The 12,871-nt window shown below is 56.2% G+C and carries 13 protein-coding genes; 8 read left to right on the top strand and 5 right to left on the bottom strand.

Features of this window, described 5'->3' with window-relative positions; genetic code table 11:
* The first annotated feature begins 16 nt into the window (after window positions 1-16).
* A complete protein-coding gene (locus AC1Z3F_RS15480) occupies window positions 17-1,060 on the top strand; it encodes an ankyrin repeat domain-containing protein (RefSeq protein ID WP_131090548.1) in 1,044 nt (347 codons plus the stop codon).
* A gap of 3 nt (window positions 1,061-1,063) precedes the next feature.
* Here the strand turns inward: AC1Z3F_RS15480 and AC1Z3F_RS15475 are convergent, their stop codons facing one another.
* Window positions 1,064-1,474: a YchJ family protein gene (locus AC1Z3F_RS15475; RefSeq protein WP_131090549.1), complete on the bottom strand. Its 411-nt coding sequence runs from the start codon at window positions 1,472-1,474 to the stop codon at window positions 1,064-1,066.
* A gap of 220 nt (window positions 1,475-1,694) precedes the next feature.
* On the opposite strand from AC1Z3F_RS15475, the gene purS reads away from it, so the two are divergent.
* The 5 genes from purS (at window position 1,695) to AC1Z3F_RS15450 (ending at window position 6,959) form a co-directional block, all read left to right on the top strand.
* The gene (gene purS / locus AC1Z3F_RS15470) at window positions 1,695-1,946 is read left to right on the top strand and encodes a phosphoribosylformylglycinamidine synthase subunit PurS (RefSeq protein ID WP_038991933.1); all 252 of its coding nucleotides are present in this window, start codon (window positions 1,695-1,697) and stop codon (window positions 1,944-1,946) included.
* A complete protein-coding gene (purQ, locus tag AC1Z3F_RS15465) occupies window positions 1,946-2,698 on the top strand; it encodes a phosphoribosylformylglycinamidine synthase subunit PurQ (protein ID WP_131090550.1) in 753 nt (250 codons plus the stop codon). The genes purS and purQ overlap by 1 nt, the downstream gene beginning before the upstream one ends.
* Window positions 2,695-5,010, top strand: a complete 2,316-nt coding sequence (gene purL, locus AC1Z3F_RS15460) for a phosphoribosylformylglycinamidine synthase subunit PurL (protein ID WP_131090551.1) — start codon at window positions 2,695-2,697, stop codon at window positions 5,008-5,010. The genes purQ and purL overlap by 4 nt, the downstream gene beginning before the upstream one ends.
* Before the next feature lie 214 nt (window positions 5,011-5,224).
* Complete coding sequence (locus AC1Z3F_RS15455; protein ID WP_483566192.1) at window positions 5,225-6,268, top strand: LLM class flavin-dependent oxidoreductase; 1,044 nt, start codon at window positions 5,225-5,227, stop codon at window positions 6,266-6,268.
* Window positions 6,255-6,959, top strand: coding sequence for an NADPH-dependent F420 reductase (locus tag AC1Z3F_RS15450; RefSeq protein ID WP_483566191.1), 705 nt, complete (start codon window positions 6,255-6,257; stop codon window positions 6,957-6,959). The genes AC1Z3F_RS15455 and AC1Z3F_RS15450 overlap by 14 nt, the downstream gene beginning before the upstream one ends.
* 51 nt (window positions 6,960-7,010) lie before the next feature.
* Here AC1Z3F_RS15450 and AC1Z3F_RS15445 read toward each other — a convergent pair whose 3' ends face one another.
* Window positions 7,011-7,640 carry a cysteine hydrolase family protein gene (locus tag AC1Z3F_RS15445; RefSeq protein ID WP_131090553.1) on the bottom strand — a complete coding sequence of 210 codons (630 nt, stop codon included), beginning with the start codon at window positions 7,638-7,640 and terminating at the stop codon, window positions 7,011-7,013.
* Between the two features lie 50 nt (window positions 7,641-7,690).
* Window positions 7,691-8,773, bottom strand: a complete 1,083-nt coding sequence (locus AC1Z3F_RS15440) for an LLM class flavin-dependent oxidoreductase (protein ID WP_483566190.1) — start codon at window positions 8,771-8,773, stop codon at window positions 7,691-7,693.
* An 81-nt stretch (window positions 8,774-8,854) separates the two neighbouring features.
* Between AC1Z3F_RS15440 and AC1Z3F_RS15435 the strand changes: the two genes are divergently transcribed.
* Window positions 8,855-9,439, top strand: a complete 585-nt coding sequence (locus AC1Z3F_RS15435) for a CGNR zinc finger domain-containing protein (RefSeq protein WP_131090555.1) — start codon at window positions 8,855-8,857, stop codon at window positions 9,437-9,439.
* A 19-nt stretch (window positions 9,440-9,458) separates the two neighbouring features.
* Here AC1Z3F_RS15435 and AC1Z3F_RS15430 read toward each other — a convergent pair whose 3' ends face one another.
* Together AC1Z3F_RS15430 and AC1Z3F_RS15425 are read right to left on the bottom strand one after the other, a co-directional pair.
* Entirely contained in the window at window positions 9,459-10,841 is a 1,383-nt protein-coding gene (locus AC1Z3F_RS15430; protein WP_242632611.1) for an FAD-dependent oxidoreductase, read from the bottom strand.
* A gap of 163 nt (window positions 10,842-11,004) precedes the next feature.
* The gene (locus AC1Z3F_RS15425) at window positions 11,005-11,352 is read right to left on the bottom strand and encodes a zinc ribbon domain-containing protein YjdM (RefSeq protein WP_131090556.1); all 348 of its coding nucleotides are present in this window, start codon (window positions 11,350-11,352) and stop codon (window positions 11,005-11,007) included.
* Window positions 11,353-11,563: 211 nt separating this feature from the next.
* Between AC1Z3F_RS15425 and AC1Z3F_RS15420 the strand changes: the two genes are divergently transcribed.
* Complete coding sequence (locus AC1Z3F_RS15420) at window positions 11,564-12,766, top strand: siderophore-interacting protein (RefSeq protein WP_483566189.1); 1,203 nt, start codon at window positions 11,564-11,566, stop codon at window positions 12,764-12,766.
* Window positions 12,767-12,871: the final 105 nt, after the last annotated feature.

Raw genomic sequence — 12,871 nt, 5'->3', positions numbered from 1 at the left:
AACCGCGAAAGGACAGATGGCACTTCTAACCGGGCTCTCCACGCGCCGCCGTGGCATCGCGTTAATTGCGCTTCCATTGGCAGCCGCGATCGGTGCATTCACTGGTTGCGCCCCGTCCTCACCGCAAGCCCAAGGAACGCAGTCCAGCAGCCCTTCGGCAAGCAACGCCCCTAGTGCCTCCAGTGCCACGCCAGCTCCAACCGTCGCTCAAGAATCTTCGACAGCTTCAAAATCCTCAGCGCTACCGTCTAGTTCCGCTTCGCAGGCACCAGTTCAAAGCACGGCGGCCACACCGTCAGCTACCCCCGCAGCCACTAGTGCTCCAGCAACTGTTGCTTCAGCAATTGCTACAGCTAGCGCCACCCCAAGTAGTGCAAGTTCGCAGAGCACCCTCTCACCTTTGGCTTCCGGAGCCGGATCCGGCGAGACTCTGAAATCAGTGGAATCCACCGTGGCGGCTCTTCCCGCCGAATCAAGCAAGCTATTTGCTGCCATCAAGGCCAATAATCTGAAGGGCGTCAAAAAGGTCCTGAAGTCCGGCGTTAATTTGGCAGTCAAAGATGGCTCCGGACGCACGGCACTGATGCAGGCAGTCATTGCCAAAAATGAGCCCATCATCAAGACACTCTTTGATGCCGGCTCCAACCCGAACATCAAGGACAATTACCAGGAATCCCCGTTCTTACGCGCCAGCGCTAACGGTCAAACCGGTGCGCTGCAGATGTTTATCAAGGGCGGCGCCAACGTCCAAGAGGTCAATCGGATGGGTGGCAGCGCCTTGACTGTGGCCAGCGAAAACGGCCAGGTTGCGGCCGTACGAATTCTGTTGCGCACTAACATCAACATTGACCACGTGAATGATCTGGGTTGGACTGCCTTGCATGAAACTATCGTGCTGGGCCAAGGCACCAAGAGTTCAGTGAATATCGCCGAGTTGTTGGTTGCCAACGGCGCAGATCCACGACTCAAAGACCGTACCGGAGCCGACGCTTTCAAGATGGCCCGTGATCGCCAGCAGACGCAGATGTTAACCATGCTGCAGACTGCTAGCCGCCGCTAAAGCTCACAGGGCGTTAACGTAAAACCAAGCATCAGCTTCGCGGACAAAGGTGCTCACCTCATGTTGCGCAGCTGCATTGCCCCCATCAACATAGTGCGCGGCAAATTCCACAACACCACGGGTGGCCTGAGCACCACCAGCACGAGTGGACAGGATTTCTAAACCCGCCCAGCGCATCTGGGGGTCCAAATCCAATTCTTGAGGGCGAGTACTCTCATGCCAGGTGGCCAGAAGATAGGGAACCAGGCCCAGCACAAATCCGCTGTAGCGCGAACGCATCAGTTCTTCAGCGGTTTCAGGCAATACCGAACCGTCCGCCCGTCCGTCATGAAAGCGCTGGCAGCACTGAGCGTAACTGAGCTTGACCGAGTCCAATTCACGGCATGAACACGTTGTCTGACTAGAGTTTTTCACGCTTTCAGAATACGCGTCGCACACAGTTTTGCGCCCCGTGAGCCAAAGATCACATGACTTATATCTAGGGATATCGGCCCGATCAGGCACAGGCACGTCTGGCCGGTCACATTCACGGGTAGACTGTTAGGGCAAGCTCGCGGAGCGCCAAATCCCCCTGGTGTGAGACGGCATCTCCGTGTGGCATTTAACTTAACCTCGCCAACAGGAGATATGCCGGATGCCCCGCATCGTTGTAGATGTCATGCTCAAGCCAGAAATCCTTGACCCTCAGGGCAAGGCCATCGCGGGAGCACTTCCCCGCCTAGGCTTCACCTCCTTCGAAGCTGTCCGCCAGGGCAAGCGCTTTGAACTTTCCGTGGACGGCGAGGTGACCGAAGAAATCCTTGCTCAGGCTCGTGAGGCAGCAGAAACCCTGCTCTCCAACCCGGTGATCGAAGATGTCGTCAACGTCGAGGTAGTCGAAGACTAATGAGCACCGAACTCCCCCTGATTGGCGACTACTCAGCGCCAACAAACGAATTGTCAGGAGCACGCGTCGGCGTGGTGACCTTCCCGGGCACCCTTGATGACCGTGATGCCGCCCGTGCAGTGCGCGCCTCCGGTGCCGAGGCAGTGTCCCTGTGGCACGCCGACACCGACCTGCAGGATGTTGACGCCGTGGTAATCCCTGGTGGCTTCTCCTACGGTGACTACCTGCGGGCTGGCGCGATCTCGCGTTTTGCTCCAATGATGGCCAAGATCGCCGACGCTGCGAACTCCGATGCCAAACTGCCTGTACTGGGTATTTGCAACGGTTTCCAGATCCTCACCGAGTCGCATCTTTTGCCTGGCTCGATGATCAAAAACGATCACCTGAAGTTCATCTGCCGCGATCAGCTGCTGCGTGTGGAGAACAACCAGACCGCTTGGACCAATGGTTTTGAAGCTGGCCAGGAAATCACCATCGTGCTCAAAAACCAGGACGGCCAGTACGTGGCTGACGAGAAGACCCTGGATGAGCTTGAAGCCGAGAACCGCATTGCGTTCTCCTATGTGGGCTGGAACCCGAATGGTTCGCGCCGTTCGATCGCTGGCGTCAGCAACAAGGCTGGCAACGTGGTGGGTCTTATGCCTCACCCGGAGCATGCCATTGAGGTCGGCTTTGGCCCCGATGCCCGCGGCACCGATGGGCTAACCTTCTTCACCAGTGTTCTGACCCACCTTGTTGGAGGAAAAAAGTGAGCCAGGAAGTCACCAAAGAATTCAACATCGACACCGTCGATAACGCCGCCGGCACCCCAGATGTAGAACTGCCTTGGGCAGAGCTGGGCTTGAAGGACAACGAATTTGCCGAGATCGTGAAGATCTTGGGCCGTCGTCCCACCGCTGCTGAATTGGCCATGTACTCGGTGATGTGGTCCGAGCACTGCTCGTACAAGTCCACCAAGAACCACCTGCGCCAGTTTGGGCAGAAGGTCACCGATGAGATGAAGAAGGACCTGATGGTCGGCATGGGCGAAAACGCCGGTGTTACCGACCTGGGCGACGGCTGGGCCGTGACGTTCAAGATCGAGTCGCACAACTCGCCTTCCTACGTTGAGCCATACCAGGGTGCTGCTACCGGCATTGGTGGCATCGTACGTGACATCATCTCCATGGGTGCCCGTCCGATCGCCGTGATGGATCCATTGCGTTTTGGCGCCATCGATCACGAAGACTCGCAACGCGTGGTGCACGGCGTAGTCTCGGGCATCGGCGGCTACGGCAACTCGCTGGGCCTGCCGAACATCGGCGGCGAAACCGTCTTTGATCCGATCTACCAGGGCAACCCACTGGTGAACGCCTTGGCTGTTGGCGCACTGCGCCACGAAGACCTGCGCCTGGCTAACGCCTCGGGTGTGGGCAACAAGGTGGTGCTCTTCGGTGCACGCACCGGTGGCGATGGCATCGGCGGCGCTTCGGTGCTGGCTTCCGAATCCTTCGATGACACCAAGCCTTCCAAGCGCCCTGCTGTACAGGTCGGTGACCCGTTCGCCGAGAAGGTACTGATCGAGTGCTGCCTGGAACTGTTTAAGGCTTCACTGGTTGAAGGTATCCAGGACTTGGGTGCTGCAGGTATTTCCTGTGCAACCAGCGAACTGGCATCCAATGGTGAAGGCGGCATGCAGGTTGAGCTGACCGACGTGCTGCTGCGCGACTCCACCCTGACCCCGGGCGAAATCCTGATGTCGGAGTCCCAGGAACGCATGATGGCAGTTGTCACCCCTGAAAACGTTGACGCGTTCGAGGCTGTTATGGCCAAGTGGAACGTGGAGTACTCCTGGTTGGGCGAGGTGACCGATACCGACCGTTTGATCATCACCTGGAAGGGTGAGGTCATCGTGGACGTGGACCCTAAGACCGTGGCCCACGACGGCCCGGTTTACGACCGCCCTTACGCTCGCCCAGAGTGGCAGGATGCTCTGCAGGCTGACACCTTTAAGTCTTCGGAGGCCGGCAAGAACTTGCCAGCAACCGGTGATGAGCTCAAGGCTGCCGTGCTGGAACTGATTGCCAGCCCAAATATGTGCGACAAGTCCTGGATCACCAACCAGTACGACCGCTACGTTGGTGGCAACACCGCATTGGCCGCCCCGGATGATTCCGGTGTGGTGCGTATTGATGAGTCCACCGGTTTGGGTGTGGCCATCGCTACCGATGCCAACGGCCGTTACACCTATCTGGATCCATACGCTGGCGCTCAGCTGGCACTGGCCGAGTCCTACCGCAACGTTGCTACCTCTGGTGCAATCCCTGCGGCGGTCTCGGACTGCCTGAACTACGGTTCCCCAGAGAACCCAGATGTCATGTGGCAGCTAGCCGAGGGTATCCGTGGTCTGTCTGATGCTTGCATGGTGCTTGGTGTTCCAGTCACCGGCGGTAACGTGTCGCTGTACAACCAGACCGGCGACAAGCCGATCCACCCAACCCCAGTGGTTGCCACCTTGGGCAAGTTCGACGACGTTGCTCGCCGCACCCCTTCGGGCTGGCGCGAAGAGGCCGACGGCCAGGCGATCTACCTGATCGGCACCACCAAGGACGAGCTGGATGGCTCGGAGTTCGCCAACCTGCGCGGTCACCTCGGCGGTGTACCGCCGGTAGTTGACCTGGAAGCGGAAAAGGAACTGGGCGCGATCCTGATCAACGCTAGCCGCGATGGCATGATCGATGCAGCTCACGACTTGTCAGAAGGTGGTCTGGCCGCAGCATTGACCGAGATGGTTCTGCGCTTCGGCGTTGGCGCTCGTGTAGCACTGGATGAGATCAAGGAACGTGACGGCGTAGATTCCTTCACCGCTTTGTTCTCGGAGACTCAGGCCCGCGCCATCGTTGCTGTCCCACGAAGCGAAGAAGTTCGTTTTAAGGATATGACCAGCGCCCGCGGTGTGACCGTGGCTCGCTTGGGCATCGTTGATGCGCAGTCCGGTTCTTTGGAAGTCCAGGGTGAATTCACCGCTTCGGTGGATGAGCTTCGTGAGGCTAACGAAGGCACCATGAAGAAGTACTTCGGCTAATACCCACCGGTTGAAGCCTGATTGGCCCGCCTCCCTTTTCTGGGAGGCGGGCCAATTGCTTTGATGGCCCATGGCTGGGACCCGCCTACCCGTCAGCCGCACACGACGCCCAGACGCGCGCCTTTCCGCAGTACATTATTTATATAGTTGACACGTCAACAATATTGAGTCATGATTGATGCATCAACTTAATTCGTGGTACGAGGAGCGGGTCATGGACAGCATCGAAAATATCGAATTCGGCATCGACACCTTTGGTGATGTACCTAGCGGAGCCAATGGCCAGCTACTAACTCAAGCGCAAGCCATTCGTGCCACCGTCCAAGAAGCCATGGTTGCTGATCAGGCAGGCGTTGACGTCATCGCTGTTGGTGAGCACCACCGACCTGAGTACGCTATTTCCAGCCCGGAAACCGTACTGGCTGGCATTGCCACCGCAACGGAAAGTATTCGCCTCTCCTCCGGCGTTACCGTCCTATCCTCTGATGATCCGGTGCGCGTTTTCCAACGTTTCTCCACCGTAGATGCGCTATCCAACGGACGCGCTGAGGTCATGCTGGGGCGCGGCTCATTCACTGAGTCTTTCCCACTCTTTGGGCACGATATGGCCGACTATGAAATCCTCTTTGATGAGAAAATCGACCTCTTCCACAAGCTGCTCGACGAGAGGCCTGTTACCTGGCAAGGCACCAAGCGTCCTTCACTAGCCGACATGGACGTCTTCCCAAAAACTGAATCCGGCCGACTGCGCACCTGGGTAGGCGTCGGGGGTTCCCCACAGTCCGTGATCCGCACGGCGCACTACGGTTTCCGAATGATGCTCGCAGTTATCGGCGGCTCACCGGAACGCTTCGCACCTTATATCGACCTGTACCGCCGCGCCAATGAGCAGTTCGGCCACCAATCGACTCCGGTTGGTCTACATTCCCCGGGCTTCGTAGCTGATACCGATGAACTGGCCCGCGAAGCAATGTTTGACGCCTACAAGGAACAGCGCGACCGGATCGGCGCCAGCCGAGGCTGGAGCCCAATGAGCCGCGAAGAATTTGAGCATGAAGCAATCGAAGGCTCGTTGTACATCGGATCGCCTGAAACCGTTGCCCGCAAGATCGCCAACACGGTGAAGTCCCTTGATATCGGACGCTTTGATTTGATCTACTCCGGCGGAGCCGTGGATGCAGGCGCTCGACTTCACGCTGTGGAACTGTACGGAAGCAAGGTCATCCCAATGGTCCGCGAAATGCTTGCCCAAGCATAATCACTTAGCATCACCGACTTTGCAGGAAGGCACGAACATGGAACAGCAAACTATCGGCATTCTAGGTGCAGGAAAGATTGGCACCGCACTGGCTCGGCTAGCCCTCAAGGCCGGCTACAAAGTGCTCATTGCAGGTTCCGGTGACCCCAGCGCCATCGCACTCACCATTCAAATCCTCACGCCAGGTGCAGTAGCCGTTGATGCGCATACCGCGGCTAAAGACGCCGGCATTGTGATCTTGGCTCTGCCGCTGGGAAAGTACCAAAGCATTCCGGTACAGCAGGTGGCCGGAAAACTGGTTATCGATGCCATGAACTACTGGTGGGAAACCGACGGTATCCGTGAAGACCTGAACGGACCAGAAGTTTCCACCAGCGAACTGATTCAAGAGTTCTTGCCCGGCGCCCGTGTAGTGAAAGCCTTCAACCACATGGGTTATCACGAGATTGAAGAGGAATCTCGTGCAGCTGGCGTCGCTGGGCGCAAGGCCATCGCAGTGGCCGGCGATCTTGAAGCAGATCTGGAAATTGTTGCACGAATTGTGGACGAGTTTGGATTTGATCCACTGCGCATCGGCTCGCTGAGTGAAGGTCAACGATTGCAACCGGGGCAGCCAGCGTTTGGCGCCAACCGGCCAGAGGCGCAACTGGCCGATCTCATTGGATCGGCTCAGTTGGCGACCTCCGCCTAACTAAATCAAACTACGCAGGGCCCTCACTGGCTTTATTAGAGCCAGTGGTGACTACTGTTCGGTGCGCCCTCGGGCTGCTGATTCAATAAGGTTATCCCCGGCTAATGCACTGCCGGATTCAATCGCGCTGACCCATTCGGCGCTCGGTGCCACGGCAGCCCAATTGGAGTTCAAAACAGCCATCAAGGTTTCGTGAACTTGCTTGGCGGGGATTGAACCAGCGGAGTTGACGATATCAATAGCGCCGGTGGCATCGGAGAGCACCTCGACCGCGAATCCCAGTGGTTCGGCGGCAGCGGCCGAACCGATCACGCAGTTGTTGGTCATGTAGCCAACAAGGGTCAATGTGTCGATCTCTCGCTCGCGCAACCAAACTTCAAGTCCGGTGCCTTCAAAGATACTGGCGAAGTTCTTAGTGATGCGCAGAGCTGCCGATTCAAGCCGGTCATGAATCTGTGGCTGAAGGGCGAAGGTTGAAGATTCAGGAGCGAAAACCGGTGACCCTGCAGGACCCTGGTGCTGGACTACAACAACAGGGGTATCGGCTTGTTGTGCAGCGTCCATTAGCTGCGCAATGGCTGCTACGGACTTCTCACGCTCAGGGTATTGGATCTTGAGCAGGCCTTCAAAATATTCTTGCTGAGCGTCAATGACGACTAGTGCACGACGTGGTGTGGACATGATGTTCTCCTTTGATTCGGTATAACGGTGGCACCGGTTGGTGCCGTTTTTCAAGACTTGCTGGCGGGCTTGTAGTGCTCTGCCATCAGTTGCACGGTACCTAGCGCGGCGTTCCGCACGTGAGAACCAGTCATTAACATCAGCTCATCGGCGCCAGTTCGCTCTTGCAATTCTTCGAGCCGCCACGCAACCTGTTGCGCTGTTCCTGCGAAGGTACGGTTGGTGTACATCTGAATGATGGCTCGTTCGTTGAGTGTCGCCGAGTAGTCGGCCACCTCTTGAGGGCTCAGCAATTTATAGGATTCGCCCTTAAACATCCGCAGCATAGCCATGGCCCCGGATGCTGCCTGTGCCCCGGCAAATTCGATATCTTCGGAGGCAATGGCACTAAGACTGACCAGGACGTAGGGGTGCTCCAACTGCGCTGATGGAACAAAGTTATCTCTGTAGATACGCAGCGCAGTTTCAATATCAGCCTCACCAAATTGCAGGGCAAACGCATATGGCCGGCCCAGACGCGCCGCTAATTGCGCCGAATAAGGCGAAGAACCCAAGATCCACAGCGGGGTTTGATGCTGCGCTGCCGGCACTTGGTTCTGCTGGTTTTGCCATGGCCCAGGAACGGCGTGCACGGTGCTGTATGGGTGATTCTGCGGAAAGTCGTCGGCCAAGAATCCAATAAGTTCGGCTAGCTGCTCATCAAATGATTGCGCGCTTCCAGTTCCCCGACGAAGCGCTGCTGCTGTTGCGCCATCGGTACCGGGCGCTCGCCCCACCCCAAGGTCTATCCGCCCTGGCGCCAGCGCTTCAAGCATTCCAATCTGTTCAGCAACAATCAACGGTGCATGATTTGGCAGCATGATTCCACCGGCACCGAGCCTGATTTGGCGGGTATCGGCGGTGAGCCTGGCCATCATCAGCGGGGGCGAGGCCACGGATAGTGCGGGCATTGCATGATGTTCCGACGTCCAGAATCGGTGGAAGCCCAGTTGATCCGCTGCCTTGGCAAGATCGATGGTGTCACTCAATCCATCTTGAGCTGTTTGCCCGACGCCTGGTCCGCCACCAGTGTGTACAGACAGAGCGAAAGGCGCAGAGCCAAATCGTGGCGCTGGTTGCAAAGCAAATCTCATTTCTCATGTTTATTTTGACTTTTACCGTGATACTCACCCTAACAGGAAATCACGTTAAAACAAGACTGATACCATGAGAGTATGACTCAGATGCCACTTCCCCCGAGCCCCGGTGCGCAGCAACACAGCAGCATCGATCTGGTCAACAGTGAAATCCAGCTACCCGGTAACAAAACATTCGACGCGCTGGCCTCACCAGAATCCACCACTGACTGGCTGATTGACAGAGAACTCGTACCTGAAGATGCGCAGCTTCAGGAGTATTGCCAGAACCGGCTCGTCACCTTGCGCCAGTACGTGCGCCAGGCTTTTTCGGCAAGCACTTCGGGTACACCAATTGATGAAGTGGCGCTGCAAGGAATCAACGCGGCCTTGTTGGCAGCACCAAATACGCCTTTGCTGAAGCAAGAGGGCGGTAAGGGATTTTTCCGCGCGCTGGAACACCCCGCCACGCAGCTAACTGAACATGCGTTAGCCACACTGGCCGAAGATGCGGCTTCCCTGTTGAGTAGCGACGAGGCCACTCAGTTAGCCCAATGCGAATCAGAGCCTTGCACCAGATATTTACTGCGCACCCACGGCCGCCGGCACTGGTGTTCAACACGCTGTGGCGACCGGGTCCGCGCTGCGCGAGCCTACGCGCGGAAGAAAGAACGGCAAAACTAAGCCCGCTACTCGTTCGAGATTACGAGAGCTGGCCAAGGACCTCGTTCAAGGCCTCAGTGGATGATGGGTGAGTAAAAATCTGATCGCGTAGCGAGCTGGCGGTCATTTTCTGGCGCATGGCTAAAGCCACAAGGTTGATCACTTCTTGGGAATCAACGTGCATGAGCGCTGCACCAAGAATCTGGTCGGTGTGCGCATCAACGACAAACTTGATCACGCCTCGCGGGTCACCGACTATTTTTGGCCGTGGCATGGCGGCAATCTCTGCGACTTTCTTCACCGCAATCTTGACCTCTAAGCCCTGCTCGATAGCTGCAGCTTCGCTTAGCCCAACCCTCGACAATGGTGGCGTAGTGAAGATGGTATAGGGAACAGCCACGCGATCTTCGGTGCTACGCGAACCATCACCTAAGAGGTGATTGGCCAGAACTCGATGATCATCCAGTGATACATAGGTGAATTGCGGGCCACCGTTCACGTCACCCAGAGCATAAATTCCCTCGGCGCTCGTGGCCAAGAATTTATCTACGACGATTTCCCCTCGCTCACCGACTTTTACTCCGGCAGCTTCAAGACCCAGATGACTGGTGTTTGGGGTTCGGCCTAAGGCAATTAATACTGCGTCAGCTTCAAGTTGCTGCGCTTGCCCGTCGAGTTCAAAACTGACCGTTGCGCTGGAATGATCCTGGCTAATCTTAGTGACTTGAGCAGAGCTGATGATAGAAACTCCAGCATCAACTAATGATGACTGAACCTCGCTGGCGATGTCCTGATCTTCTTTGGACAGCGCACGCTCACCACGATCCAAGACGGTAACTTTAGCGCCAAACTGCGCAAACATTGACGCAAATTCAATGCCGACATAACCGCCACCCACAACAATCAGGGACTTTGGCATCTCCGCATGCTGTAACGTCGTGGAGTCATGGACGCGGCCACGAATTTCGACTCCCTCAATTTTTGGTTGGGCAGGAACCGAACCGGTGTTGATGATGATCCGCCGCGCACTCAATTCCAGCTCTTCAGTTTCGGTACTGACCTTTATGGTTCGAGGTCCACTGAAGGTGGCGTGCCCGGTGAGGACCAAGACCGACTCAAGATCATCAAGCATCGAGAAGTTCTTGGCGCGCATCATCGAGGTCAGCTTGTCTCGGCGTTGCACCGCGGCTTCAAAGCGTTGCGGATCAAAATCAGAACCGTGGGCTTGCTCGGCTTCATGAATCAAGATCTTGGTGGGCACACACCCAATGTTGATGCATGTTCCGCCATACATTTGGGCCGACTGTTCAACCATCGCCACTCGTTCACCCGAGCGAGCTAGCGTGCCAGCCAGCGTTTTGCCACCTTTGCCCCAGCCAATAACGATGGTGTCGAGCATGCCTGCCGTGTTTTCTGCGCTCACAATAAACCCTTTGCTGGTGCCTTTGCCTTCTAGCTAGAGTCTTGCGCTAAATTGGCGTTAGAGTCAATCGCCATTAAATTCCCACAATTTTTGTCAGGTTAAAAACTGAGGCGGCCAGCTTCCTCGAAGGAAAGCTGACCGCCAGTATCACCGTGGTGAAGTATTAGATCTTCTTCACGATGGAAGACTTGAGTTCCATGTGGCCGAAGCCGTCCACCTTTGCGGCGATATCGTGATCGCCGGAGCCTGGCTCTAGGCGAATGTTGCGGACCTTAGTGCCGGCTTTCAGTGCACTCTGGGCGCCCTTGACCTTCATGGTCTTGGTAATGCTGACAGTGTCACCATCCTGCAGAACGTTGCCCACTGCGTCCTTAATGACGGTCTCGGTTGGTTCCGATTCCTCGGTTTCAGCGTTCCATTCATGTGCGCATTCAGGGCAAACCAGCAACGCATCAAGTTCGTAGGTGTACTCGCTGGAGCACTTTGGGCACGGAGGCAAAGAATCAGACATGGGGCTAATTTTAGTTACTCAGAACTCCCATTGTCGAATGAATCGAATATCGAATACCGTTGCCAACTTCGGCCCTAGAATCTCCCATTCACCAAGGTGGCCCAAAGCGGGCAGGCTGTTATAAGACCACTTGTTTTGTTTCATCAACCGCGCTCATACTCAGCCATAGGAGCCAAATACTGCGACAGCACTTTGAGGGGGCAGCGCACCAATGTCTAAACACTACAAGCATCGCGGGCACCACGTTTCAAGCGCGATCCCCGCAGGTGAGCGACTGACCTTAGAAGTATTGGCCATCGCCGAAAAAGCTGGGGCCAAGGCTGGATATGCGGTGGCAAAAGAAGAGCTCTACCGCAGCATTGGTAACAACAACGAGATCCTCAACGAACAAGAGAAAGAAGAGTTGCTGGCAGCAGCTCAGCGCGCCGGATCAGCAGCTGCGCTGCTCGCCGCCCGTAAGGTGATCGACAAAACGCTTCGAAGTTCTTTCCGTTCAAACGCTGAGCCACAGCTGTCCGCTGATCCTGAAACTGTTGCTACTCAAGTTTCTCCAAAGAACTATGAAGAACCTCTGGCCCAGTACTCCCCGTCGCTCGGAAACTTCCAGGCACCTCGCAAAAAAGTTGAGCAACATGTCCTGACCATCACGCGGATAGAACAGCTCTCTGCCAATATGGTTCGCATCATTGCTGCCGCCCCAGACTTAGCTGGCTTTCGTTCCAACTCGGCGTTAGACCAATACGTCAAGGTCTATGTAGCCGACCCTGAACTTGGCTTAGTACCGCCCTATGACATCCATGCCTTGCGTCACCGACTGCCGCGCGAACAGGTACCCCGCTCAAAGTCTTATACGATCCGTTGGGTCGACACCGCGCTCAACGAGCTCTCCATAGATTTTGTAGTTCATGGAGATCCGGGGACGGTTGGGCATTGGGCAGCACATGCAAAGCCGGGAGAACCATTAGTTATTTCTCCAGCTCGCAGCAAGTCCTCCCCTTCGCTGGATGCTCAATACTATGTGCTTGCTGCCGATGAAGCGGGGTTGCCTGCGATTGCCAAAGTTCTAGAAGCCCTACCGGCACAGGCACAAGGGGTGGCACTGCTCGAAGTTGCCGAGGCAACTTCAATGTTTGACGTGAAACATCCCGAAGGGGTTGTTTTAAGCTGGCTTCCGCGGAATCAAGATCCAGCCGGGCGCAGTCACGTTATCGCCGAAGCGCTACGCACTTTGCCGTTACCAACGGCACCAATCGGGGTAATCGCTCACGCCGAGCGTTCAACGGTCAAGGCCATTAACCACATCACCAAGTACTGGAATCTAGATAAACGAGCAACGCATATCTCTTCATACTGGACCCTTCGCGAAGGCAGGCTAGGAGTCAATCTCCCGAGGCACTCGACCCAGCTATTCTGAGGACCGATTTAGTCGTAAAATGCTATCTCGTAGAATCCGCGCGTCTCCGGGCGAGGTTGTTCTATGATCGTTACTTCAGGGCCGGCCGGGACATCAAATTCCATG

This window comes from Glutamicibacter sp. MOO4 (genome assembly GCF_056934395.1).
The sequence above is the reverse complement of the archived record's forward strand: the minus strand, read 5'-3'. Positions and strand labels throughout refer to the sequence as shown.